A 21,995-nucleotide genomic window follows, 5' to 3' on the forward strand; every position below is an offset into this window, starting at 1 on the left:
TTGGCGGCGGCCCTGATGCTCACGGACCCTGCGCTCGCCCAGCAAAGTCCGATGCCCGAAGCCGCGATGCCGGAAGATCTGGCCTGGAAGCTCCTGGAACTCGGCCGCGTCATCGACCCGCCCAAGACCGCTGCACTCTACGCGCCGCTGCAACAGAAGGAGCCCTATCAGGGCGTCAAGGTCGAGCGCGACCTCAAATACGGCCCCGCCGACCGGCATCTGCTCGACATGTTCACGCCGGAGACGGCGGCGCCCGCACGACCCGTGCTGATCTACATCCATGGCGGGGGCTTCGTCGCGGGCAACAAGCGCGCGCCCGGCAGCCCGTTCTACGACAACATCATGCTGTGGGCGGTCAAGAACGGCTTCGTTGGCGTCAATGCCACCTATCGCCTCGCGCCGGCCTTTCCGTGGCCGGCAGGCCCGGAGGACATGGGTGCGATCGTGCAGTGGGTTGCGGAAAACATCGCCTCCCGCGGCGGCGAGCCGAGGCGCATCTTCCTGATGGGCCAATCGGCCGGCGCGATCCATGTCGCGAGCTATGTCTCCCATGGCGAATTCCACAAGGTGAAGGGCGGCGGACTTGCCGGCGCGATCATGGTGTCGGGCATCTATGATCTGACGGCCTCGCCGGCCGGCGACGCCGAGCTCGCCTATTACGGCTCCGACCCCTCGCGCTATGCCGAACGCTCCTCGCTGCAAGGGCTGGTCGCGAGCCCGATCCCGTTCCTGATCACCGCGGCCGAGCTCGATCCGCCGCGCTTCGTCGAGCAGTTCGAGCTCATGAAGCAGGCCAGTTGCAAGCGGCCGAGCGGCTGCGCCCGCAGCTTCATGCTGCCGCAGCACAGCCACATGTCGGAGGTCTATGCGATCAACACGCCGGACACGCGGCTGACGGACGAGATTTTGGAGTTCGTGAAGAGCGTCAAGTGACGCGCCAGCGCAATATGAGGTTATGGGCCGTCGCAGCGGGCGCTGGCAAAATATCGAAAACAACCCCATGCAAAGGAGCCGGCGGCGATCGGCGTGGCACCAAGCAACTTGACACGTCGGGCAAATCAGGAATATATTTCTAATATTCCGAAGTTACGCAAGCGTTCCCTGCCCGCGCCGCAGGTGGGAACGTGCGCTATTCGCGACCACGGCCCAATCTCGTCTTGCCCTAGCTCCCGCCCCGGTCCTTGCGCAGCCGCTGCCAGTAATCCAGCCGCTTGCGGATCTCGCGTTCGAAGCCGCGGTCGGGCGGATCGTAGAAGGTCTGGCGGCCCAGCGCTTCCGGGAAATAGTCCTGGCCGGAGAATGCGTCCGGCATGTCGTGATCATATTGATAGCCGGAGCCGTAGCCCTCCGACTTCATCAGCTTGGTCGGCGAATTCAAAATGTGCTTCGGCGGCAGCAGCGAGCCGCCCTGCTTTGCGGTCTGCATCGCAGCACCAAACGCGGTGTAGACCGCGTTCGATTTCGGCGCGGTGGCGAGATAGACCACGGCCTGCGCGATCGCGAGCTCACCCTCCGGCGAGCCGAGGAAATCGTAAGCATCCTTGGCGGCGTTGCACACCGCCAGCGCCTGCGGATCGGCAAGGCCGATATCTTCGACCGCCATGCGCACCACGCGCCGCGCCAGGAACAGCGGATCCTCGCCGGCATCGAACATGCGCGCGAGATAATACAGCGCCGCATCCGGATCGGAGCCGCGCACTGACTTGTGCAGCGCCGAGATCAGATTGTAATGGCCGTCGGCCGATTTGTCGTAGATCGGCGCCCGGCGTTGCAGGATGGCCTGCAACTGCTCGGCGTTGAACACCTCGCCCTTGCGGGCGGCGCGCCAGACCTCTTCGGCCAATGTCAGCGAGGCGCGGCCATCGCCATCGGCCATCCGCACCAGCACGGCGCGGGCTTCGGCATCGAGCGGCAGCGGCTTGCCCTCGATCTTCTCGGCATTGGCGAACAGTTTCTCGATCGCCGCCGTATCGAGCGAGTGAAACACCAGCACGCGGGCGCGCGACAGCAACGCCGCGTTGAGCTCGAAGGACGGGTTCTCCGTGGTGGCGCCGACCAGCACCACCGTGCCGTCCTCCATCACGGGCAGGAAGGAATCCTGCTGCGCGCGGTTGAAACGATGCACCTCGTCGACGAACAGGAGCGTGCCCTTGCCGGTCTCGCGGCGTGCACGCGCGGCATCGAACGCCTTCTTGAGATCGGCGACGCCGGAGAACACCGCGGAGATCTGCTCGAAATGCAGCTCGGTGGCGTCGGCCAGAAGCCGCGCCACCGTGGTCTTGCCGGTGCCGGGCGGTCCCCAGAACACCAGCGAGCCCAGCGTGCGCGTCTCCAGCATCCGCGTCAGCGCGCCGTCAGGGCCGAGGATGTGATCCTGGCCGACGACATCGGCCAGCGTGCGCGGACGCAGCCGGTCCGGCAGCGGGTGCGGCGCGTCCTGCTCCATCCCCGCCGCAGCAAAGAGGTTGCCGGCCTCTCGCGGTTGCTTGGGGCTCATCCGCCGAGCGTCACGTTGATCTGCTGGCCGCCGCGCACCAGCGTGATGCGCCAGACCCGCGTCCCCGTCTTCGATGCCTTCTCGAGGTCGCTGGTCCGCACGATCTTCTCGTTGTTGACCGCGAGGATGATGTCGCCCTTCTGGAAGCCGACATTGGCCGCGGTGCCGTCACCGGCGAGATCAGTCACCACCACGCCCTCGGCACCGGCGTCGAGATGCAGTTCGTCGGCCAGCGCCGGCGAGATGTTGGCGACCCTCGCGCCCTGGAACGGCGAGCGCGCGGTCAGCACGATCTCGTCGCGGTTGGTGTCGGGCGCGGTCTCCAGCGGTATGGTGAGCTTCACCGGCTTGCCGGCGCGCTGCACCTCGATCTCCGCGTTGCCGCCGAGCGGACGGGTCGCGAAGCGGTAGTCGAACGCGTTGGGATCGTCGATCGGCGTGCCGTCGATCCCGACGATCAGGTCGGAGAGCTTCAGTCCGGCCTTCGCCGCCGGGCTGTTCGGCGCGACGTTGGCGACCAGCGCGCCAGACGGCAGCTTCAGCCCGAGCGTCTCGGCAATCTCCGGCGTCACCGCCTGCAGCCGCGCGCCGAGCCATGGCCGCTTCACATTCTTGCCGCCGCTCTTGGCGGAGGCCACCACGACGCGCACCATGTTGGCGGGGATCGCAAAGCCGATGCCCTGCGAGCCGCCGGAGCGCGAGAAGATCGCAGTGTTGATGCCGGCGAGCCGGCCGGTCATGTCGACCAGCGCGCCGCCGGAATTGCCGGGATTGATCGCGGCGTCGGTCTGAATGAAGAATTGATAATCCGTGATCCCGACTTGAGTGCGCGCCAGGGCCGAGATGATGCCGTGCGTCACGGTCTGGCCGACGCCGAACGGATTGCCGATCGCGAGCACGACGTCACCGACCTGCAGCTGGTCGGAATTGGCGAAGTCGAGGGTCGCGAACTTCTCCTTGTTGGTGTCCTTCAGGCGCAGCACCGCGAGGTCGGTACGGCTGTCCTTCAGCACGATCTCGGCCTCGTATTCGCGCTTGTCGGCGAGCGAGACCTTCACCTGATCGGCGCCCTCGATCACGTGATTGTTTGTGACTACGAGGCCGGAGCCATCGACCATCACGCCGGAGCCGAGCGAGCGCTGCATCTGCTCGGGCTGCTGTCCCGGCACGCCGAAGAACCGGCGAAAAATCGGGTCATCCAGAAATGGATTGCGGTTCTGCACGGTCTTGGCGGCGTAGACATTGACCACCGCCGGCTGCACCCGCTGCACGATCGGCGCATAGGACAATTGCAGCTCGGCCTGCGAGGACGGCACGCGGCGGTCCTGCGCCGCGGCTGCGGAAAGATTCCCCATGAAGGCCAACGTGCACAGAGCGGATACGGCAGCAAAGCGGACAGGTCGGAGCATTCTCACCTCTCGTGGAAACGCCGGAATATAGGCGTGTTCGCCGGGCAATTGAAGGGCGCCCGGCCGGATAACTGGCCCCCCGCCGTACCGGTGCACAACCCGCAGCGGCCGCGTTGAAGCGCGCCGCCAAGCTTCTATGATGGCTGTCATCTCGCTGCGCCGCTCCGCTTGTTGCCTGCGGACCACAAGCGGAACTGCGATGCCCGGAAGCACTGTCGTGCGTCAGTCACGATACGCTCCTAGGACCGTTCAGTGAGTGAGTGGGGAATTCAAACACAACGGGGGTGCACAATGGGTGCAACAAAAGTCAGTGCAATCGCCATAGGCCTGGCAGGGGCGCTTGCCGCCTCGCCGGCCTATTCGCAATCGGCCGGAGGCGGCAGCGATACGGAGATCGCGCTGCTGAAGCAGCAGCTGAAGATGCTCGAGCAGAAGCTCGACAAACTGCAGAAGCAGACCAACGCCAATACCGCAAGCGCAGCCAGCGCAAACGCCAATGCGAAGGCGGCGGATGCCAAGGCCGCGCGGGTGGCGACCGCCAACGCCGCGATCCCGGTGAAGGGCCCGGTCGCGCCGTCCGGCGTCGTGGTGACGATGCCGAACAACCGGCCGACGATCTGCACCGCGGACGAACAGAACTGCGTTGCGATCACGAGCCGCGTGCACTGGGATGTCGGCGGCTACGACTATCGCCCGAACACCGCAGGCACCTCACCGCAGAAGCTCGACAGCGGCGAGAACGTCCGCCGCGCGCGCATCGGCATCGTCGGCAAGTTCTTCGGTGACTGGAATTACTCGCTGATCTACGATTTCGGCGGCTCGTCCGACGGCTTCGGCGGCGCGGCGCCGGGATCGCTGCCCGGCGGCGGCACCTCGGGCATCGAGAACGCGTATCTGAGCTACACCGGCTTCAAGCCGTTCGGCGGCAAGATGGCGATCGAAGGCGGCATCATGGACGTGCCGTGGACACTCGACGAAGCGACCAGCTCCAACGACATCCTGTTCATGGAGCGCGCCTCGGTCGGCATCATCGCACAGAACATCGCCGCCGGTGACTTCCGTTCGGCCGCCGGCACCCGCTGGTGGAACGACCAGTTCTGGATCGGCGGCTATGTCACCGGACCGACGTCGGGCGCCATCCACTCCGCGTCCTCCGCCTCGCCGGCCGGCACGTCCGAGCAGTATGGCGGGGTCATCCGCGTTGCCGGCAATCCGATCAGCGGCAAGAATTATTCGGTGCACATTGGCGCCGATGCGGAATGGCTGGTGCAGCCGCCGCGCAACCAGCTCACGCAGGCGCAGACGCTCACGCTCAGCGACCGGCCCGAGCTGCGCATCGATCCGACCACGCTGATCTCGACCGGTGCGATCGCCAATGTCTCCGGCGCGCAGGTCTACGGCGTCGAGGCGGCGGCGACCTATGGCCCGTTCATCGCGCAGGGCGAATATTACTGGTTCAATGTCGACCGCTCCGCGAACACCGGACTGCCGCCGTTCGGCGCGCCGAGCCTGAAGTTCGACGGCGGTTACGCGCAGGTCGGCTATGTGCTGACCGGCGAGAACCACGCCTACAACCCGGCGACGGCCTCCTATAGCGGGATCAAGCCGCATGATCCGTTCTCGCTCGCCGGCGGCGGCTGGGGCGCCTGGGAAATCGCCGGCCGCGTCAGCACGATGGACCTCAACGATCAGATCGCGCAGGCGGTCGGCATCGCGGGTGGACGGCAGACCGTCTACACCGCCGCGCTGAACTGGTACGTCAACAACAACGTCCGCTTCATGCTGAACTATCTGCACGGCGATATCGCCAAGCAGGCCTCGGCGACCTCGGCTGCGGACGTCGGCTCGAAGTTCGACGCGGTCGCGCTGCGTACGCAGGTTGCGTTCTGAGGCGATCGGAGCTGAGACCAACTCATAGACGGCCGGGGCATCGCTCCGGCCGTTTTCATCGAGCGTTTGGTTCACGCGTTTCTAGCTGAATGAGATCGGTCGAATATTGACCAGGACGGCGCCGCGCTCCCTCTCCCCGTTCTTACGGGGAGAGGGTTGGGGGGAGGGGCCCTCTCCGCGTATTCGGCAGCAGCTGCGCTTGCTGAGGCTCCCCCTCACCCGGAACGCATCTGACGATGCGTCATAGCCGAAGCACCGCTTCGGCGTTCTTGAGAACGGCCGCCGTAGGCGGCCTATGCCTCTCCCCGCACGCAGGGCGAGGTGAAGCGGAGCGCGTCGCGCGAACATGCTTTCAGGCCGCGCGCTTCGACTTCTTCACAATGACCTCCGGCGCCGCCGCGCAGGACAGCCGCTCCTGATGGCCCTCGCCCCAGGCTTTCAGAATATCGATCACCGGGCGCAGGCTCTCGCCGAGTTCGGAAAGCGTGTACTCGACCCGTGGCGGCACCTCGGCATAGACCTTGCGGATCACGAGGCCGTCGTCCTCGAGCGCGCGCAGCTGCTTGGTCAGCATGCGCTGGGTGATGCCGGGCATCCGCCGCCGCAACTCGCCGAAGCGCTGGGTGCCGGCCTGCAAATGATACAGGATCACGCCCTTCCATTTGCCATCGATCAGGTCGAGCGCCGCCTCGACCGCGCAGCCCGGCCGGCGCGCGAAATTCTTCCGTTTCATGCAGTATTTTCCCAATAGTATACAAACAGGGACTAGTTCCCTGTTTTTACAGTACTTGCCAAATGGACGCCAGCGCGACAGTTAATCGGCAGGCAATCGCCCACCACGGAGACCAGGCATGAAGGCCGTCGGATACCAAAAATCGCTGCCGATCGAGGCGGCGGATTCGCTCGTCGATTTCGAGATCGCCAAGCCTGAGCCGAAGGGGCGCGACATCCGCGTCGCGGTGAAGGCCATCTCGGCCAATCCGGTCGACTACAAGGTGCGCAAGCGCGCGGCGCCGACCGACGGCGGATACAAGATCCTCGGCTTCGACGCGGCCGGCGTGGTCGACGCGGTCGGGCCCGACGTCTCGCTCTTCAAGCCCGGCGACGAGGTGTTTTACGCGGGCTCGATCCTGCGCCAGGGCACCAATTCGGAATTTCATCTGGTCGATGAACGCATCGTCGGCAACAAGCCGGCGTCGCTGTCATTCGCGCCGGCCGCCGCCCTGCCCCTGACCTCGATCACCGCGTGGGAGCTGCTGTTCGACCGGCTCGGCGCGGTGCCGGGCAAGAGCCTCGATCCGCGCACGCTTCTGATCACCGGCGGCGCCGGCGGTGTCGGCTCGATCCTGATCCAGCTTGCGCGCCGCCTCACCGGACTGACCGTGGTTGCGACAGCAACGCGGCCGGAGTCGCAAAAGTGGTGCCGCGATCTCGGCGCCCATGCGGTGATCGACCACTCGCAGCCGATGAAGGAGCAGATCGAGAGCTTGAGGCTGCCGCCGGTCGGCCTCGTCGCCAGCCTCACCTTCACCGACCAGCACTACAAGTCGATCGCCGACTTCATCGCGCCGCAGGGCAAGTTCGGCCTGATCGACGATCCGCCGGAATTCAACGTCGCCGCGTTCAAGGGCAAGGCGGTCTCGGTGCACTGGGAATCGATGTTCACGCGCTCCTCGTTCCAGACACCCGACATGATCGCGCAGCATCATCTGCTCAACGATGTCGCCGACCTGATCGACAAGGGCGTGCTGCGCACCACGCTCGACCAGACCTTCGGTACCATCAACGCCGCCAACCTCAAGCGCGCCCACGCTCTGCTGGAAAGCGGCAAGTCACGCGGCAAGATCGTGCTCGAGGGCTGGTAAGGCTCCTCACGTCCGCTTCCTCATGCCCGGGCAACATCCCGGGCATGATATCCCCACAGGCCGGCGGGTGGCTTTTGCCAAAGCCGCCAGCGCCTGTATGATTTGCGCAACGATCACCCCGTCCTCAATCCAACTGCGCAAGACGCGGCCGGAGCGGTGGTGACGCCCACGGGGATGGGAGGAAACCGATGAATTTGCTCACGGCCGATCCGTCGCGGATCGATCCGGAGTGGATGACGCGGGCGCTGCGCGAAGCCGGTGTGATCGACGAGGTCAGGGTCGTCGACCTCGCCTGCAAGCCGGTCGGCAATGGCCTCGTCGGCGACAGCTATCGATTTCGACTGACCTATGACGGTGACGAGCCGAACGCTCCCGTGAGCGTCGTCGGCAAATTCCCTGCCGCAGATCCCGACAGCCGCCGCTCCGGTTCCGCGCACACGCTTTACGTCCGCGAGGTCGCGTTCTATCGCGAGCTGGCGGCGACCGTTGCCATTCACACCCCGCGGCCGATTCTTGCCGAAATCGATCCGGCGACCGACGACTTCACCCTGATCCTGGAGGACCTCGCGCCCGCACGTCCGGGCGATCAGCTCGCCGGATGCTCGATCGCCGACAGCCAGATGGCCATGACCGAGGCCGCGGCGTTGCATGCGCCGCGATGGAATGACCCGAGCCTCGATGCGGTGCAATGCTTCGTGATGGCCGCAAGCCGGCGCAGAGACCTTCGCTCGGTGCTGCCCGGCATCATCGGTCACTACAAGGAGCGATATCGCGGCGTGATCGAGCCGGAATTCCTTGATCTGATCGACCGGCTTCCGGACGCGCTATTGCGCTACCAGTCCGATCGATCGGCGCAGCGAACGCTGCAGCACGCAGATTTCCGGCTCGACAACATGCTGTTCGACGTTCGCGGCAATACCCATCCGATGGCGACGCTGGACTGGCAGACGCTGACAGTGGGCCCGGGAATCGTCGACGTCGCCTATTTCCTCTCGGCCGGCATCGACCCGATCGAACGGCGGCTTCATGAAGCCGACCTGGTGCGGTTCTATCATTCGGAACTGATCCGGCGCGGCGTGCGGGACTATGACTGGGATCGTTGCTGGCGGGATTATCGGCGCTACACGCTGCATGGCATCATGATGGGCGTCGTCTCCGCGCTCAGCGTGCAGCGCTCCGAGCGCGGCGACGCGCTGTTCCTGAAAATGACCCGCGGCGCCTGCGCGCAAGCCCTGGACCACGACAGCTTTTCATACTGGCAGGACTGACGCGCTATCGAGCAAAGTGGATACAACGCGTCAGGACATCGAAAGGGATCGGCGTGCTCAACAAACTGGACGATTTCCCCATCCACCAGACGCCGGAGCCGATCGCGGTTCCCTCGACCAGCGACCGCAATGTCTATGACCGGACCTGGTTCAACGGCTACACCGCCGACGGCGCGTATTATTTCGGGATCGGCATTGCGATCTACCCGCACCGCAAGATCCTCGATTGCGCCTTCAGCGTCGTGGAACGCGGCGGACGGCAGCACTGCTTTTACGGCTCGCGGCGCGCCCCGCTCGAGCGCACCGAGATGCAGATCGGTCCGTTCAGGCTCGAAGTGCTCGAGCCGATGCTGCGGACCCGGGTCGTGCTCGACGACAATGCGACGGGCCTTGCCTGCGACCTGACCTTCTCCGCGCGCACCGCCGCGATCCAGGAAGCGCGCCAGACGCTTTGGTCGGGCGGCCGCCGCGCGATGGATTCGACCCGGTTCGACCAGTTCGGCCGCTGGAGCGGTGTCATCAGCCACCCCGACGGCGGGATCAAGGTCGACGATCGCACCTGCTACGGCACCAAGGATCGCTCCTGGGGCGTGCGCAATGTCGGCGAACGCGACGTCGGAGGCGCGCCGATGCCGCCGCCGAGCGTGTTCTTCCTCTGGGCGCCGCTGGTCTGGGACGACCACATCTCGCACGCGATCTTCTTCGACGGGACGCAGGGCGAGGCGCTGGTCCGCGAGGGCATCACCGCGCCGCTCTACCGATGCGAGGCCGAGATTCCCGGCGTGGTCGACGGCCTCGACCGCCGCATGGCGACCGCGCGGCATCGCGTCAAATACGTGCCGCACACCCGGCTCGCGCAGTCGGCTGAAATCGACCTCGTCGATATCGACGGCCACACCACGACCATCGCGCTCCACCCGATCCTCAAATTCCAGATGAAGGGCCTCGGCTACGGCCATCCGCAGTGGGGCCAGGGCATGTGGAAGGGCGAGCTCGAGATCGGCGGCGAGTCGTTCGATCCATCGACGCTGGACCCGCTGGCCCGCGAGAATGTGCACGTGCAGCAGGTGGTCCGCGCCCGCCAGGGCGGCCAGACCGGAATTGGCGTGCTGGAACAGATTTGCTTCGGTCCCTACCGTCCCGCAGGCTTCAGCGAGTTTCTCGACGGCGCGAAGGGATAGCTAGATCGGCGGTACGCCCTCGACGAACAGAAGGCGTCGCTCCAGCGCGGTTGCGCGAAGCTTCAACGCTTCGGCGTATTCCGGTGACGCGTACCATTCGCGCAGGCGCGCCATGGTCGGAAATTCGACGACGACGATCGCGTTCGGTGGTGGACCGCCCTCCACCACCTCGACTGTGCCGCCGCGCACGACGTAGCGCCCGCCAAATTGTGCGATGGTGTTCGCCGCCAGCGTCCGATAGGCCTCGAACCCCGCGACGTCGCGCATCTCGACTTCGGAGATCACATAGGCCGGCGTGCGGCCTCATGCGATCGTGTTGACGATGCCGCCCTCGGCGCGCAGCGCGGCGCCGTTGGTCGCGGATGCCTGCTTGGAGCAGACATAGACCACGAGGTTGGCGATCTCCTCGGTGCTGGCAAAGCGCTGCAGCAGCGAGGTCGGCCGGTGCTGCTTGACGAAGTTGGAGGCAGCCTCCTCGACCGATTGGCCGTTCTGCTTGGCGAGATCCTTGACGAAGGTCTCGACGCCTTCGGACATGGTCGGTCCGGGCAGCACCGAGTTGACGGTCACGGCGGTGCCTTTGGTCAGCTCGGCGAGGCCGCGCGCGATCGCAAGCTGCGCGGTCTTGGTCATGCCGTAGTGGATCATCTCGGTCGGAATGTTGAGGCCGGACTCCGAGGAAATGAAGACGATGCGACCCCAGTTGCGCTTCAGCATGCCCTGCATGTAGCCGCGCGACAGCCGCACGCCCGACATCACGTTGACCTCGTAGAAGCGGCTCCAGTCCTCGTCGGGAATGTCGAAGAACGGCTTCGGCTCGAAGATGCCGGCATTGTTGACGAGGATGTCGACGTCCGGCAGCGCCGCGAGCAGCGCCTTGCAACCGGCAGCGCTCGATACGTCGGCGGCAATGCCGCGGAGCTTCGCGCCGGCTACCGCCTTCGTGATCGCGGCAATCGCGGCATCGACCTTGGCCTGACCGCGGCCGTTGACGACGACCTCGGCGCCGGTCTCGGCCAGCCCCCTTGCGATGGCATTGCCAATGCCCGCGGTCGAGCCGGTCACCAGCGCAGTCTTTCCGGAAAGGTCGATTTTCATCTGTCATCTCCATTGATGTCGATGGACATATCGGGCGCGGCATGCAGCGCCGCAATTGCATCTCACCGATGCGTGAGGAAGCAGAACACACCTCGTCGTCCTGGCGAAAGCCAGGACCCATTACCACCGCAGGTGATTATGAGAAGGATTTGAGCCCCAGCGTCGCGCAACAATTTGGATTTGGGGTAATGGATCCTGGCTTTCGCCAGGACGACGGGGATGGAACGTGGCCACCAAATAAAAACGGCGCCCGAAGGCGCCGCTTTCAAAACTGACTCTAGGCGGGGCTTACGCCGCCTCGGCTTCCTTGTCCTGGGTCGGACCGGAATCCTGGCCCTTGGCGTCGACGTCGCGGTCGACGAACTCGATCACGGCCATCGCCGCGTTGTCGCCGTAGCGGAAGCCGGCCTTGATGATGCGGGTGTAGCCGCCCTGGCGGTCCTTGTAGCGGGTCGCCAGCGTGTCGAACAGCTTCTTGACCTGGTCGACGTCGCGCAGCTCCGAGATCGCCTGGCGGCGCAGGGCGAGGCCGCCCTTCTTGCCGAGGGTGACGAGCTTCTCGACGATCGGCCGCAGCTCCTTGGCCTTCGGCAGCGTGGTGACGATCTGCTCGTGCTTGATCAGCGCGGCCGCCATGTTGGCGAACATCGCACGCCGGTGTTCGGCGGTGCGGTTGAGCTTCCGATGAACCTTGCCGTGACGCATTGACTTCTTCCTTCTTCAATTCTGCCGCGGTGGTTCAGCGACAAGTTTTGCAGGTGGGCATCCTGCGTTCGCCCGGACGTCATTCCGGGGCGGCTCGCAGAGCCGAACCCGGAATCTCGAGATTCCGGATCGCCGCTTCGCGACGTCCGGAATGACCAAAGCTTAGTAGTGATCCTCGAAGCGCTTGGCGAGCTCGTCGATGTTCTCCGGCGGCCAGCCCGGCACTTCCATGCCGAGGTGCAGACCCATCTGGGCCAGCACTTCCTTGATCTCGTTCAGCGACTTGCGGCCGAAGTTCGGGGTGCGGAGCATTTCCGCTTCCGACTTCTGCACGAGGTCGCCGATGTAGACGATGTTGTCGTTCTTCAGGCAGTTTGCCGAACGCACCGACAGCTCGAGCTCGTCGACCTTCTTGAGGAACGCCGGGTTGAACGCGAGATCGGGGATGATCTCCTGCGTGACTTCCTTGCGCGGCTCTTCGAAGTTGACGAACACGTTGAGCTGATCCTGCAGGATGCGCGCGGCGTAGGCCACCGCGTCCTCCGGCGTGATCGCGCCGTTGGTCTCGATAGTCATGGTCAGCTTGTCGTAGTCGAGGATCTGGCCCTCACGGGTGTTCTCGACCTTGTAGGAGACCTTGCGGACCGGCGAGAACAGGCTGTCGACCGGGATCAGGCCGATCGGAGCATCCTCGGGACGGTTGCGCTCGGCGGCGACATAGCCCTTGCCGGTCGTGACCGTGAACTCCATGCGGATCTCGGCGCCGTCGTCCAGCGTGCAGAGCTGCAGGTCGGGGTTGAGCACCGTGACATCGCCGACGGTCTGGATGTCGCCGGCGGTGACGGCGCCCGGGCCCTGCTTCTTCACGACCATGCGCTTCGGGCCTTCGCCCTGCATCTTGATCGAGATGTCCTTGATGTTGAGGACGATGTCGGTGACGTCTTCACGGACACCGGCGATCGAGGAGAACTCGTGCAACACGCCGTCGATATGCACCGACTGCACCGCCGCGCCCTGCAGCGAGGACAACAGGATGCGGCGCAGCGCGTTGCCGAGCGTCTGGCCGAAGCCACGCTCGAGCGGTTCGGCGACCACGGTGGCGAACCGGCTCGCGTCCGAGCCCGGCGTCACCTGCAGCTTGTTCGGTCGAATGAGTTCTTGCCAATTTTTCTGGATCGTCACTGTTTCACCCATTTGCCGGTCACAGGGCCAAATCGAATGGCCGAACCCGGCGTTGGAGATCGCGGATCAGTCCGCGCGGTCAATTCCAAAAACCATCACAGGGCGGCCAGAGGCCGCCCGCGACTTACAGATCAAACGCGCCGACGCTTGCGCGGACGGCAGCCATTGTGCGGGATGGTGGTCACGTCGCGGATCGAGGTGACGGTGAAGCCCGCAGCCTGCAGCGCACGGAGCGCCGACTCACGGCCCGAACCCGGGCCGGCCACTTCAACCTCCAGCGTGCGCATGCCGTGTTCCTGCGCCTTCTTGGAGACGTCTTCCGCCGCGACCTGCGCGGCATAGGGGGTCGACTTGCGTGAGCCCTTGAAGCCCATGGTGCCGGCCGACGACCAGGCAATGGTGTTGCCCTGCGCGTCGGTGATGGTGATGGTCGTGTTGTTGAACGACGAATTCACGTGCGCGATGCCGGAGGCGATGTTCTTGCGTTCGCGGCGGCGTACGCGGGTGGCTTCCTTGCCCATTTCAAACCTTTCCTGTGATCTCGACGCCGCCGTAGTGCCAGCGGCTACACCTCAAAACGCAAATGGCGAGTAGCGAATTTCCATTCGCTACTCCCCACCTGCAATTCGCAAAACTTACTTCTTCTTGCCGGCGATCGCCTTGGCCGGCCCCTTGCGCGTGCGCGCATTGGTGTGGGTGCGCTGGCCGCGCACCGGCAGACCGCGGCGATGACGCAGGCCGCGGTAGCAGCCGAGGTCCATCAGCCGCTTGATGTTGATGCCGACCTCGCGACGGAGGTCGCCCTCGACCAGGTAGTCGCGGTCGATCACTTCGCGGATCTGCAGGACTTCCTGGTCGGTCAGCTGGTTGACGCGACGGTCCAGCGGGATCTTGACCTTCTCGATGATGTCGGCCGCGTTCTTCTGGCCGATACCATGGATGTACTGAAGCGCGATCAGGACGCGCTTGTTGGTAGGAATGTTGACGCCGGCAATACGGGCCACGGACTTCTCTCCTGTCGCCGATCCATCACGGATTCGGGCTTCTCAAGTTCTTGCTCTCTCGGGCTTGTGTTCACAAACGCGAACACGACGCCCTCCCCTCATGTCCTTCGGGGCCCGGCATCGTCATAAAACTATCCAACTTGGATGCGGGGCTTATTAAAGGATTCATGTCGGTTTCGTCAACCGCTCCTAGCGTTTAGCTCGCTTTTTCGTGAGCTTTTTTGCCGCCTTTTTGGCGGTCTTTGCTCCCTTGCGGGCTTTCGCGGCGCGGGCGGCCTTCTTTACCGCCTTCTTCACGGTTTTCTTCACGGTTTTCTTGGCCGCTTTGGCCTTGGAGGACGCCTTGGCAGCCTTCCGGGCCGATTTGGCGGCCTTTTGGGCTGGTTTAGCTGCCTTCTTGCTGGCCTTCATGGCCGCCTTGGCGGCCTTTTTAGCCGCCTTGGGGGCGTGGTCCTCGTGTTCCCTGGGTTCCAGCGCGCCGAGCGCGGTCAGGATCCGGTTGATCTCGCGGGTGACGTGCTCGATGGTCATCATGCCATCGACCGTCAGAAGCTTCCGCCGCTCCGAATAATAGTGAATCAGCGGCTCCGTCAGCGAACGGTACTGCGCCAAGCGCTTGGTCAGCACTTCCGGCGTGTCGTCGAGGCGGACTTCCTCGCCGCGCGCGCGGGTTTCCTCGGCACGCTTCTCAACGCGGGCGAGCAGCGCGCTCTCGTTGACGCGGAGCTCAACCACCGCGTCGAGCTTGAGGTGCTTTTTCCGGAGCAGATCGTCGAGCGCCTCGGCCTGCGGCACAGTGCGCGGGAAGCCGTCGAGAATGAACCCCTTCTTGGCATCGGGCTCCTCGATGCGGTCGGCGATGATTCCCACCACGACCTCGTCGGGAACCAGGCCGCCATTGGCCATGATCTCCTTGGCCTGCAAGCCGACCGGCGTGCCCGCAGCGACCGCAGCGCGCAGCATCTCACCGGTCGAGAGCTGGACGATGCCGTGCTTGTGCACCAGCCGCTGCGCCTGGGTTCCCTTGCCCGAGCCCGGCGGCCCCAAAAGGATCAATCTCATATCTGTTTCGCCCCCCGGCTAGGTGGGCGACGTCCGCACACCTGTGTTTTGAGTTCGAAGCCAAGCCGCGATCAGCGGCGGCGGCCTCCCCTGAGCTTCGACTTCCTGATCAACCCCTCATACTGATGAGCGAGCAGATAGCCCTGCACCTGCGACACCGTATCCATCGTCACGCTGACGACAATCAACAGCGAGGTGCCGCCAAAGTAGAACGGGACCGATGCGTAGGAAATCAGAATTTCAGGAATCAGGCAGACGATCGCGAGATAGACCGCGCCGAGCACCGTGATGCGCGACAGCACATAGTCGATGTACTCGGCGGTGCGCTCGCCGGGCCGGATGCCCGGGATGAAGCCGCCATGCTTCTTCAGGTTGTCCGCGGTCTCGGTCGGATTGAACACGATCGCGGTGTAGAAGAACGCGAAGAACACGATCAGCGCGAGATACATGAACAGGAACAGCGGCCGGCCGTGGCTGAGCTGGGTCGTGATCCACTGGAACCATTCCGGCCCCTTGCCGGCGTTGAAGTTCGCGACCGTGGTCGGCAGCAGCAGCAGCGACGAGGCGAAGATCGGCGGAATCACGCCCGAGGTGTTGAGCTTGAGCGGCAGATGCGAGGACTGGCCCTCGAACATCTTGTTGCCGACCTGGCGCTTCGGATACTGGATCAAAAGCCGGCGCTGCGCGCGCTCCATGAACACGATGAAGGCGATCACGGCGACCGCCATCACGATGACGATCAGGATCAGGCCGGTCGACATCGCGCCCTGGCGGCCCAGTTCCAGCATGTTGGCGAGCGCCGACGGCAGCTCGGCGACGATGCCGGACAGGATGATCAGCGAGATACCGTTGCCGATGCCGCGCGAGGTGATCTGCTCGCCGAGCCACATCAGGAACATGGTGCCGCCGGTCAGCGTGATCGCGGTCGAGATCCGGAAGAACATGCCGGGGTCGCTGACGACATTACCGGCGCCTTCGAGGCCGATCGCGATGCCATAGGACTGGAACAGCGCCAGGATCACGGTCAGATAGCGGGTGTACTGGTTCAGCGTCTTGCGGCCCGCCTCGCCTTCCTTCTTGAGCGCCTCGAGCTGCGGCGACACGGTGGTCAGCAGCTGCACGATGATCGATGCCGAGATGTACGGCATGATGTTGAGCGCGAAGATCGCCATGCGGTGGATGCCGCCGCCGGCGAACATGTTGAACATGCCGAGGATGCCGCCGGACTGGCTGCGGAACACCTGCTCCCAGATGTTGGGATCGATGCCGGGCAGCGGGATGTAGGTGCCGAGCCGATAAACAAGCAGCGCACCCAGGGTGAACCAGATGCGCTTCTTCAGCTCGTCGGCTTTCGCCAGCTGTCCGAAATTGAGGTTGGCGGCAAGTTGTTCGGCTGCTGAGACCATGTTTCGGCTTTCTCCCGGAGCCCCATTCGCCGGCGCCCCCAAAGAGATCAATTCCCTGGGCGCCGGCAGACACCGGACATTATCTGGTGCTCGGCCTCGATAAGTCCATCATTCGATCCGCGGATTGCCCGCGCGTCGCGGGCAATGACGCAGATGTTACGCCGCCTCGCCTTCTTCCTTGGCGGGGGCCAGGATCTTGACCGAGCCGCCGGCCTTCTCGACCGCGGCAATGGCCGACTTGGAAGCGCCGTGCACCTCGATGGTCAGCTTGGTCTTGATCTCGCCGCGGCCGAGCAGCCGCAGGCCGTCCTTGGCGCGGCGCAGCACGCCGGCCTTGACCAGCGATTCGACGTTCACCGTCGCGCTCGCATCGACCAGCTTGTTGTCGATCGCTTCCTGCAGACGGTCGAGATTGATCTCGGCGAAGTCGAGCCGGAAGATGTTGTTGAAGCCGCGCTTCGGCAGACGGCGATGCATCGGCATCTGGCCGCCTTCGAAACCCTTGATGCGGACGCCCGAACGCGCGGTCTGGCCCTTGCCGCCGCGGCCCGAGGTCTTGCCCTTGCCGGAACCGATGCCACGGCCGACACGCATGCGCTTCTTGCGCGAGCCGGCGTTGTCGGCGATATCGCTGAGCTTCATCGCCCTTCTCCTTATCTCTGCTTACTCGCCGACGACGCGGACGAGATGCTGAACCTTGCTGATCATGCCGCGAACTTCAGGGGTATCCTGCAGCTCGGCAACCCGGCCGATCTTGTTGAGCTTGAGGCCGATCAGCGTCGAACGCTGCGAGTGATGGCGGCGGATTGCGCTGCCGATCTGCTCGACCTTGATGGTCTTGCTGGCCTTGGCCATGACAGTAACTCCGAATAGCGCTTCGAGAAGCGCGCGTTGTTATTCCGCCACCACTTCGGCGTCGCCGCCGACGCGGCGCGACTGCAGGGTGGAGACCTTGATGTTGCGGCGTGCCGCCACCGAGCGCGGCGAATCCTGATGCTTCAGCGCATCGAACGTCGCGCGAACCATGTTGTAGGGATTCGACGAGCCGATCGACTTCGCCACCACGTCCTGGATGCCGAGCGTCTCGAACACAGCGCGCATCGGGCCGCCGGCGATGATGCCGGTACCGGCCGGAGCGGCACGCAGGTAGACGCGGCCGGCGCCGTGACGGCCGGCGATGTCGTGATGCAGCGTGCGGCCTTCGCGAAGCGCGACGCGCGTCAGGTTGCGCTTCGCCGATTCGGTCGCCTTGCGGATCGCTTCCGGAACTTCGCGCGCCTTGCCGTGGCCGAACCCGACCCGGCCCTTCTGGTCGCCGATCACGACCAGCGCCGCAAAGCCGAAGCGCTTGCCGCCCTTGACGACCTTCGCCACGCGATTGATGTGGACGAGCTTGTCGACGAACTCGCTGTCGCGCTCCTCGCGCTCCCTGCTCCGTTCGCGTCCGCCGCGTTCGCGTTCACCTGCCATGGTGTTTTCCAATCTCTAGGAGGCCTTGCGCCTCTTTCCTCGTCATCGTTCGTAAAGTTTAGAAGCTCAATCCGCCTTCGCGCGCCGCATCCGCGAGCGCCTTGACGCGCCCGTGATAGATGTAGGCGCCGCGATCGAACACGACTTCCTTGACACCCTTCTGCGCCGCGCGCTCGGCGAGCAGCTTGCCGACCGCCTTTGCCGCATCGATGTCGGCGCCGGTCTTGCCGGCGTCGCGCATGGTCTTCTCCAGCGACGAGGCGGAAGCGAGCGTCTCGCCCTTCTGGTCGTCGATGACCTGGGCGTAGATGTGCTTGGACGAGCGGAACACCGACAGCCGCGGACGGCCGCCTGCCGAGCGGCGAAGCGCAAGGCGCACGCGCTGCTTGCGCCGGGCATTCGTAACCTTGAGTGACATGACCGGCTCCGTTACTTCTTCTTGCCTTCCTTGCGGAAGATGAATTCGTTGGCGTACTTCACGCCCTTGCCCTTGTAGGGCTCCGGCGGACGGTAGGCGCGGATCTCGGCGGCGACCTGGCCGACGCGCTGCGGATCGTTGCCGGTGATCGTGATCTCGGTCGGCTTCGGCACCGCGATGGTGATGCCTTCCGGGATCGCGTACACCACGTCGTGGCTGTAGCCGAGCGCGAGCTGCAGGTTCTTGCCCTGCATCGCGGCGCGGTAGCCGACGCCGGTGATCTCGAGCTTCTTCTCGAAGCCCTTGGTGACGCCCTCGACGAGGTTGGCGACCTGCGCGCGCGCGGTGCCGTACATCGCCTGCGCGCGGTTGGTCTTGACCCGCGGAGCGACCTTGACCTGACCGTTCTCGAACTTCACCTCGACGTCGTCATGCACGACGAACTGAAGCTGGCCCTTCGGCCCCTTCACCTTGACGGTCTGGCCCTCGACGCTTGCCGTCACACCCGACGGGATCGCCACCGGCCTTTTGCCGATACGTGACATCGTAAAATCCTTCCTCAGAACACCGTGAAGAGAACTTCGCCGCCCACGTTGGCGTCGCGCGCCTGGTGGTCAGCCATGATTCCCTTCGGCGTCGACAACACCGAAATGCCGAGACCGTTGTTCACGCGCGGCAGGTTCTTCACCGAGGCGTAAACGCGGCGGCCCGGCTTCGACACCCGCTCGATCTCGCGGATGACGGGCTCGCCGTCGAAATACTTCAGCTCGATCTCGAGCTCGCTGCGGCCCGAAGCATGCTCGACGCTGGCGTAGCCGCGGATGTAACCCTCGGACTTCAGCACCTCGAGCACGTTGGCGCGCATCTTCGAGCCGGGGCTCGAGACCTTGGACTTGGAGCGCATCTGCGCGTTGCGGATGCGGGTGATGAGATCGCTGATCGGATCGTGCGTAGACATTGTTCCGACCCTCCCTTACCAGCTCGACTTCACGAGGCCGGGAACCAGGCCCTTGGAGCCGAGTTCACGCAGCGCGATGCGCGAGAGCTTGTTCTTGCGATAGTTCGAGCGCGGACGCCCGGTCAGCTCGCAACGGTTGCGGATGCGCGTCGGCGACGAGTTGCGCGGCATCTCGGCGAGCTTCAGCGTCGCCGCGAAGCGCTCTTCCATCGGCTTGGTCTTGTCGGCGATGATCGCCTTCAGCTTCTCGCGGCGCGGGCCGGCGTTCTTCGCCATCCGCTTGCGCCGGTTGTTCTTCTCGACTGAACTCTTCTTTGCCATGCTTGGCTCCTGGGTATCCGCGTTTGAGTGGCTTTGGCTCAGCTACTCACTGCCGGAACGGGAAATTGAAAGCGGTCAACAAGGCACGCGCCTCGTCGTCGGTCTTGGCGGTGGTGCAGACCGTGATGTCCATGCCACGCGCTTCCGAGACCTTGTCGAAGTCGATCTCGGGGAAAATGATGTGCTCCTTGATGCCGAGCGAATAGTTGCCACGGCCGTCGAAGCTCTTCGGGTTCAGGCCGCGGAAGTCGCGGACGCGGGGCAGCGCCACGTTCACCAGGCGGTCGATGAACTCGTACATATGGGTCTTGCGCAGAGTGACCTTGCAGCCGATCGGCTGGTTCTCACGCAGCTTGAAGGTCGCGATCGCGATCCGCGAATAGGTCACGATCGCCTTCTGGCCGGCGATCTGGGTCAGCTCGGCGGCGGCGGTCTCGGCCTTCTTGCGATCGTTGACGGAGTCGCCCACGCCCATGTTGAGCACGACCTTGTCGAGGCGCGGCACCTGCATCACGTTGGCATAACCGAACTTCTCGGTCATCATGCCGCGGATCTTCTTGTCATACTCCGCGCGCAGACGCGGCGTGTAAGCTGTATCAGCCATCGATCTCTGCTCCCGAGCTCTTGGCAACACGAACCTTCTTGCCATCGGCTTGAATCTTGAACCCGATGCGGGTCGGCTTTCCGTCCTTGCCGACATACGCAATGTTCGAAAGGTCGATCGGCATCTCCTTGGAGATGATGCCGCCTTCCTGGGTCTGGGTCTGCTTCTGGTGACGCTTCACCATGTTGATGCCGCGAACGAGCGCCTTGTTCTCGTCCGGACGCACCTCGAACACCTCGCCGGTGCGACCCTTGTCGCGGCCGGTGAGCACCATCACCTTGTCGCCCTTGCGGATCTTGGCAGCCATCACAGCACCTCCGGCGCGAGCGAAATGATCTTCATGTGGTTCTTGGCGCGCAGCTCGCGCGGCACCGGCCCGAAGATACGGGTGCCGACCGGCTCGGACTGATTGTTGATCAGCACGGCGGCGTTGCGGTCGAAGCGGATGACCGAACCGTCGGCGCGGCGGATGTCCTTGCGGACCCGGACCACGACGGCCTTCATCACGTCGCCCTTCTTCACCTTGCCACGCGGAATGGCTTCCTTGATCGACACAACGATAACGTCGCCCACGGTGGCATAGCGGCGCTTGGAACCTCCAAGAACCTTGATGCACATGACACGGCGTGCGCCTGAATTATCGGCCACGTCGAGGTTGGTCTGCATCTGAATCATTGATGCACCTCGTCCTCTTTCTGCGCTTCAGCGCGCTCAAAATTTCCCTGAATTCCCTCGGCCAGGCCGAAGTAATCAGGCCGTTTTCTTGTGTTCGCCCCGGACCACGGTCCAGCGCTTCAGCTTCGAGATCGGCTTCGATTCCTCGATCCAGACCATGTCGCCCGGCTTGAACTGGTTGTTCTCGTCGTGCGCGTGGTAGTTCTTGGAACGGCGGATCGTCTTCTTGTAGATCGGGTGGGTGAAGCGGCGATCGACGCGCACCACGATGGTCTTGGCTTGCTTGTCGCTGACGACCACGCCCTGCAGAGTACGTTTCGGCATAGCTGGCCCCTTACTTCTTCTTCGCGCGCTGCTGGGCAGCGATGGTCTTGATACGAGCGATATCGCGGCGGGCTTCCCGCATCCGCGAGGTGTTCTCCAGCTGCCCGGTGGCGCGCTGGAAACGCAGGTTGAAGCGTTCCTTCTTCAGATTCAGGATCGCGTCTTCCCGCTGGTCGTCGCTCATCGCGCGAATGTCTTCAACTTTCATCTCGGCCATGGCGATTACTCCGCAATGCGCGCAACGAAGCGCGTCTTGATCGGCAGCTTGGCGGCGGCGAGCGACAGCGCTTCCTTCGCGGTCTGCACCGGCACGCCGTCGATCTCGAACATCACGCGGCCCGGCTTGATCCGGACCACCCACAATTCCGGGGCGCCCTTGCCGGAGCCCATGCGGACTTCGGCGGGCTTCTTCGACACCGGCACGTCCGGGAACACGCGGATCCAGACGCGGCCGGCGCGCTTCATGTGACGGGTCAGCGCGCGGCGGGCGGCTTCGATCTGACGGGCGGTGACGCGCTCAGGCTCCATCGCCTTCAGGCCGAACTGGCCGAACGCCAACGTCGCGCCAGAGGTCGCAACGCCGTGGATACGGCCCTTATGCGCCTTCCGGAACTTCGTTTTCTTAGGTTGCATCATGGCTTTAAGCCCTCAAATTCCT

At 64.4% G+C, this 21,995-nt stretch carries 29 protein-coding genes; 5 read left to right on the plus strand and 24 right to left on the minus strand.

Features of this window, described 5'->3' with window-relative positions; all coding sequences use genetic code 11:
- The first annotated feature begins 15 nt into the window (after nt 1-15).
- Entirely contained in the window at nt 16-933 is a 918-nt protein-coding gene (locus tag ACVI1L_RS38000) for an alpha/beta hydrolase (RefSeq protein ID WP_456785173.1), read from the plus strand.
- A gap of 229 nt (nt 934-1,162) precedes the next feature.
- On the opposite strand, the gene ACVI1L_RS38005 is transcribed toward ACVI1L_RS38000, so the two are convergent.
- Together ACVI1L_RS38005 and ACVI1L_RS38010 are read right to left on the minus strand one after the other, a co-directional pair.
- Nucleotides 1,163-2,497 carry a replication-associated recombination protein A gene (locus ACVI1L_RS38005; protein ID WP_057015492.1) on the minus strand — a complete coding sequence of 445 codons (1,335 nt, stop codon included), beginning with the start codon at nt 2,495-2,497 and terminating at the stop codon, nt 1,163-1,165.
- The gene (locus tag ACVI1L_RS38010) at nt 2,494-3,852 is read right to left on the minus strand and encodes a DegQ family serine endoprotease (protein ID WP_092090135.1); all 1,359 of its coding nucleotides are present in this window, start codon (nt 3,850-3,852) and stop codon (nt 2,494-2,496) included. Before ACVI1L_RS38010 ends, ACVI1L_RS38005 begins: the two co-directional genes overlap by 4 nt.
- Before the next feature lie 345 nt (nt 3,853-4,197).
- Here ACVI1L_RS38010 and ACVI1L_RS38015 point away from each other — a divergent pair, with 345 nt between their 5' ends.
- Nucleotides 4,198-5,796 (plus strand): OprO/OprP family phosphate-selective porin, encoded by a 1,599-nt coding sequence (locus tag ACVI1L_RS38015; protein ID WP_456785174.1) that lies wholly within the window; start codon nt 4,198-4,200, stop codon nt 5,794-5,796.
- A gap of 352 nt (nt 5,797-6,148) precedes the next feature.
- Here ACVI1L_RS38015 and ACVI1L_RS38020 read toward each other — a convergent pair whose 3' ends face one another.
- Nucleotides 6,149-6,529 (minus strand): winged helix-turn-helix transcriptional regulator, encoded by a 381-nt coding sequence (locus ACVI1L_RS38020; protein WP_456785175.1) that lies wholly within the window; start codon nt 6,527-6,529, stop codon nt 6,149-6,151.
- A 118-nt stretch (nt 6,530-6,647) separates the two neighbouring features.
- Between ACVI1L_RS38020 and ACVI1L_RS38025 the strand changes: the two genes are divergently transcribed.
- The 3 genes from ACVI1L_RS38025 to ACVI1L_RS38035 all read left to right on the plus strand — a co-directional run bounded on the left by ACVI1L_RS38025 (nt 6,648) and on the right by ACVI1L_RS38035 (nt 10,110).
- On the plus strand, nt 6,648-7,661 hold the full coding sequence (locus ACVI1L_RS38025) for a zinc-binding alcohol dehydrogenase family protein (protein WP_456785176.1): 1,014 nt from the start codon (nt 6,648-6,650) through the stop codon (nt 7,659-7,661).
- 188 nt (nt 7,662-7,849) lie between these two features.
- A complete protein-coding gene (locus tag ACVI1L_RS38030; protein ID WP_456785177.1) occupies nt 7,850-8,929 on the plus strand; it encodes a phosphotransferase in 1,080 nt (359 codons plus the stop codon).
- Between the two features lie 53 nt (nt 8,930-8,982).
- The gene (locus ACVI1L_RS38035) at nt 8,983-10,110 is read left to right on the plus strand and encodes a hypothetical protein (protein ID WP_456785178.1); all 1,128 of its coding nucleotides are present in this window, start codon (nt 8,983-8,985) and stop codon (nt 10,108-10,110) included.
- On the opposite strand, the gene ACVI1L_RS38040 is transcribed toward ACVI1L_RS38035, so the two are convergent.
- The 21 genes from ACVI1L_RS38040 to rplP all read right to left on the minus strand — a co-directional run bounded on the left by ACVI1L_RS38040 (nt 10,111) and on the right by rplP (nt 21,973).
- Nucleotides 10,111-10,395, minus strand: a complete 285-nt coding sequence (locus ACVI1L_RS38040; RefSeq protein WP_456785179.1) for a DUF1330 domain-containing protein — start codon at nt 10,393-10,395, stop codon at nt 10,111-10,113.
- Nucleotides 10,396-10,413: 18 nt separating this feature from the next.
- Entirely contained in the window at nt 10,414-11,208 is a 795-nt protein-coding gene (locus ACVI1L_RS38045; RefSeq protein ID WP_456785180.1) for an SDR family NAD(P)-dependent oxidoreductase, read from the minus strand.
- A gap of 288 nt (nt 11,209-11,496) precedes the next feature.
- Nucleotides 11,497-11,913, minus strand: coding sequence for a 50S ribosomal protein L17 (gene rplQ, locus ACVI1L_RS38050; RefSeq protein WP_028339307.1), 417 nt, complete (start codon nt 11,911-11,913; stop codon nt 11,497-11,499).
- 162 nt (nt 11,914-12,075) lie between these two features.
- Nucleotides 12,076-13,107, minus strand: coding sequence for a DNA-directed RNA polymerase subunit alpha (locus tag ACVI1L_RS38055; protein WP_035631062.1), 1,032 nt, complete (start codon nt 13,105-13,107; stop codon nt 12,076-12,078).
- Nucleotides 13,108-13,226: 119 nt separating this feature from the next.
- Nucleotides 13,227-13,616: a 30S ribosomal protein S11 gene (gene rpsK / locus ACVI1L_RS38060; protein WP_006021048.1), complete on the minus strand. Its 390-nt coding sequence runs from the start codon at nt 13,614-13,616 to the stop codon at nt 13,227-13,229.
- Nucleotides 13,617-13,730: 114 nt separating this feature from the next.
- Entirely contained in the window at nt 13,731-14,099 is a 369-nt protein-coding gene (gene rpsM, locus ACVI1L_RS38065; RefSeq protein WP_057019544.1) for a 30S ribosomal protein S13, read from the minus strand.
- Nucleotides 14,100-14,288: 189 nt separating this feature from the next.
- Nucleotides 14,289-15,161, minus strand: coding sequence for an adenylate kinase (locus tag ACVI1L_RS38070; protein WP_456785181.1), 873 nt, complete (start codon nt 15,159-15,161; stop codon nt 14,289-14,291).
- A 71-nt stretch (nt 15,162-15,232) separates the two neighbouring features.
- A complete protein-coding gene (secY, locus tag ACVI1L_RS38075) occupies nt 15,233-16,567 on the minus strand; it encodes a preprotein translocase subunit SecY (protein ID WP_057019546.1) in 1,335 nt (444 codons plus the stop codon).
- A gap of 156 nt (nt 16,568-16,723) precedes the next feature.
- Nucleotides 16,724-17,209, minus strand: coding sequence for a 50S ribosomal protein L15 (rplO, locus tag ACVI1L_RS38080; RefSeq protein ID WP_028339310.1), 486 nt, complete (start codon nt 17,207-17,209; stop codon nt 16,724-16,726).
- Nucleotides 17,210-17,230: 21 nt separating this feature from the next.
- Nucleotides 17,231-17,422 (minus strand): 50S ribosomal protein L30, encoded by a 192-nt coding sequence (gene rpmD, locus ACVI1L_RS38085; RefSeq protein WP_028335461.1) that lies wholly within the window; start codon nt 17,420-17,422, stop codon nt 17,231-17,233.
- A 39-nt stretch (nt 17,423-17,461) separates the two neighbouring features.
- Nucleotides 17,462-18,037, minus strand: coding sequence for a 30S ribosomal protein S5 (rpsE, locus tag ACVI1L_RS38090; protein ID WP_016843761.1), 576 nt, complete (start codon nt 18,035-18,037; stop codon nt 17,462-17,464).
- 58 nt (nt 18,038-18,095) lie between these two features.
- On the minus strand, nt 18,096-18,455 hold the full coding sequence (rplR, locus tag ACVI1L_RS38095; protein WP_016843760.1) for a 50S ribosomal protein L18: 360 nt from the start codon (nt 18,453-18,455) through the stop codon (nt 18,096-18,098).
- An 11-nt stretch (nt 18,456-18,466) separates the two neighbouring features.
- Complete coding sequence (rplF, locus tag ACVI1L_RS38100) at nt 18,467-19,000, minus strand: 50S ribosomal protein L6 (protein ID WP_092114986.1); 534 nt, start codon at nt 18,998-19,000, stop codon at nt 18,467-18,469.
- Nucleotides 19,001-19,014: 14 nt separating this feature from the next.
- The gene (rpsH, locus tag ACVI1L_RS38105) at nt 19,015-19,413 is read right to left on the minus strand and encodes a 30S ribosomal protein S8 (RefSeq protein ID WP_018272133.1); all 399 of its coding nucleotides are present in this window, start codon (nt 19,411-19,413) and stop codon (nt 19,015-19,017) included.
- A 15-nt stretch (nt 19,414-19,428) separates the two neighbouring features.
- Nucleotides 19,429-19,734, minus strand: coding sequence for a 30S ribosomal protein S14 (gene rpsN, locus ACVI1L_RS38110; protein WP_016843757.1), 306 nt, complete (start codon nt 19,732-19,734; stop codon nt 19,429-19,431).
- Between the two features lie 46 nt (nt 19,735-19,780).
- Nucleotides 19,781-20,338: a 50S ribosomal protein L5 gene (gene rplE, locus ACVI1L_RS38115; protein WP_016843756.1), complete on the minus strand. Its 558-nt coding sequence runs from the start codon at nt 20,336-20,338 to the stop codon at nt 19,781-19,783.
- The gene (rplX, locus tag ACVI1L_RS38120; RefSeq protein WP_016843755.1) at nt 20,331-20,645 is read right to left on the minus strand and encodes a 50S ribosomal protein L24; all 315 of its coding nucleotides are present in this window, start codon (nt 20,643-20,645) and stop codon (nt 20,331-20,333) included. Before rplX ends, rplE begins: the two co-directional genes overlap by 8 nt.
- Complete coding sequence (gene rplN, locus ACVI1L_RS38125; protein ID WP_011473865.1) at nt 20,645-21,013, minus strand: 50S ribosomal protein L14; 369 nt, start codon at nt 21,011-21,013, stop codon at nt 20,645-20,647. Before rplN ends, rplX begins: the two co-directional genes overlap by 1 nt.
- Before the next feature lie 75 nt (nt 21,014-21,088).
- Complete coding sequence (rpsQ, locus tag ACVI1L_RS38130; protein ID WP_016843754.1) at nt 21,089-21,337, minus strand: 30S ribosomal protein S17; 249 nt, start codon at nt 21,335-21,337, stop codon at nt 21,089-21,091.
- A 10-nt stretch (nt 21,338-21,347) separates the two neighbouring features.
- Complete coding sequence (rpmC, locus tag ACVI1L_RS38135) at nt 21,348-21,554, minus strand: 50S ribosomal protein L29 (protein WP_016843753.1); 207 nt, start codon at nt 21,552-21,554, stop codon at nt 21,348-21,350.
- Nucleotides 21,555-21,559: 5 nt separating this feature from the next.
- Nucleotides 21,560-21,973 carry a 50S ribosomal protein L16 gene (rplP, locus tag ACVI1L_RS38140; protein ID WP_016843752.1) on the minus strand — a complete coding sequence of 138 codons (414 nt, stop codon included), beginning with the start codon at nt 21,971-21,973 and terminating at the stop codon, nt 21,560-21,562.
- Between the last annotated feature and the right edge of the window lie 22 nt (nt 21,974-21,995).

It is taken from the genome of Bradyrhizobium sp. USDA 4516 (assembly GCF_054055915.1).

What these genes read in the sequence shown, in the direction of transcription:
- rpsQ (WP_016843754.1), bottom strand. Translation starts at nt 21,337, where the DNA reads ATGCCGAAACGTACTCTGCAGGGCGTGGTCGTCAGCGACAAGCAAGCC.
- ACVI1L_RS38000 (WP_456785173.1), top strand. Translation starts at nt 16, where the DNA reads ATGCTCACGGACCCTGCGCTCGCCCAGCAAAGTCCGATGCCCGAAGCC.
- rplF (WP_092114986.1), bottom strand. Translation starts at nt 19,000, where the DNA reads ATGTCACGTATCGGCAAAAGGCCGGTGGCGATCCCGTCGGGTGTGACG.
- rpsN (WP_016843757.1), bottom strand. Translation starts at nt 19,734, where the DNA reads ATGGCAAAGAAGAGTTCAGTCGAGAAGAACAACCGGCGCAAGCGGATG.
- ACVI1L_RS38010 (WP_092090135.1), bottom strand. Translation starts at nt 3,852, where the DNA reads ATGGGGAATCTTTCCGCAGCCGCGGCGCAGGACCGCCGCGTGCCGTCC.
- rplP (WP_016843752.1), bottom strand. Translation starts at nt 21,973, where the DNA reads ATGATGCAACCTAAGAAAACGAAGTTCCGGAAGGCGCATAAGGGCCGT.
- rplN (WP_011473865.1), bottom strand. Translation starts at nt 21,013, where the DNA reads ATGATTCAGATGCAGACCAACCTCGACGTGGCCGATAATTCAGGCGCA.
- rpmC (WP_016843753.1), bottom strand. Translation starts at nt 21,554, where the DNA reads ATGGCCGAGATGAAAGTTGAAGACATTCGCGCGATGAGCGACGACCAG.
- rplX (WP_016843755.1), bottom strand. Translation starts at nt 20,645, where the DNA reads ATGGCTGCCAAGATCCGCAAGGGCGACAAGGTGATGGTGCTCACCGGC.
- ACVI1L_RS38045 (WP_456785180.1), bottom strand. Translation starts at nt 11,208, where the DNA reads ATGAAAATCGACCTTTCCGGAAAGACTGCGCTGGTGACCGGCTCGACC.
- rplE (WP_016843756.1), bottom strand. Translation starts at nt 20,338, where the DNA reads ATGGCTGATACAGCTTACACGCCGCGTCTGCGCGCGGAGTATGACAAG.
- ACVI1L_RS38025 (WP_456785176.1), top strand. Translation starts at nt 6,648, where the DNA reads ATGAAGGCCGTCGGATACCAAAAATCGCTGCCGATCGAGGCGGCGGAT.
- rplR (WP_016843760.1), bottom strand. Translation starts at nt 18,455, where the DNA reads ATGTCACTCAAGGTTACGAATGCCCGGCGCAAGCAGCGCGTGCGCCTT.
- ACVI1L_RS38015 (WP_456785174.1), top strand. Translation starts at nt 4,198, where the DNA reads ATGGGTGCAACAAAAGTCAGTGCAATCGCCATAGGCCTGGCAGGGGCG.
- rpsH (WP_018272133.1), bottom strand. Translation starts at nt 19,413, where the DNA reads ATGTCTACGCACGATCCGATCAGCGATCTCATCACCCGCATCCGCAAC.
- ACVI1L_RS38070 (WP_456785181.1), bottom strand. Translation starts at nt 15,161, where the DNA reads ATGAGATTGATCCTTTTGGGGCCGCCGGGCTCGGGCAAGGGAACCCAG.
- ACVI1L_RS38030 (WP_456785177.1), top strand. Translation starts at nt 7,850, where the DNA reads ATGAATTTGCTCACGGCCGATCCGTCGCGGATCGATCCGGAGTGGATG.
- ACVI1L_RS38005 (WP_057015492.1), bottom strand. Translation starts at nt 2,497, where the DNA reads ATGAGCCCCAAGCAACCGCGAGAGGCCGGCAACCTCTTTGCTGCGGCG.
- secY (WP_057019546.1), bottom strand. Translation starts at nt 16,567, where the DNA reads ATGGTCTCAGCAGCCGAACAACTTGCCGCCAACCTCAATTTCGGACAG.
- rpsK (WP_006021048.1), bottom strand. Translation starts at nt 13,616, where the DNA reads ATGGGCAAGGAAGCCACCCGCGTACGCCGCCGCGAACGCAAGAACATC.
- rpsE (WP_016843761.1), bottom strand. Translation starts at nt 18,037, where the DNA reads ATGGCAGGTGAACGCGAACGCGGCGGACGCGAACGGAGCAGGGAGCGC.
- rplQ (WP_028339307.1), bottom strand. Translation starts at nt 11,913, where the DNA reads ATGCGTCACGGCAAGGTTCATCGGAAGCTCAACCGCACCGCCGAACAC.
- ACVI1L_RS38020 (WP_456785175.1), bottom strand. Translation starts at nt 6,529, where the DNA reads ATGAAACGGAAGAATTTCGCGCGCCGGCCGGGCTGCGCGGTCGAGGCG.
- rplO (WP_028339310.1), bottom strand. Translation starts at nt 17,209, where the DNA reads ATGAAGCTCAGCGATATCGCCGACAACGCCGGCTCGCGCAAGAAGCGC.
- rpmD (WP_028335461.1), bottom strand. Translation starts at nt 17,422, where the DNA reads ATGGCCAAGGCCAGCAAGACCATCAAGGTCGAGCAGATCGGCAGCGCA.
- ACVI1L_RS38055 (WP_035631062.1), bottom strand. Translation starts at nt 13,107, where the DNA reads ATGGGTGAAACAGTGACGATCCAGAAAAATTGGCAAGAACTCATTCGA.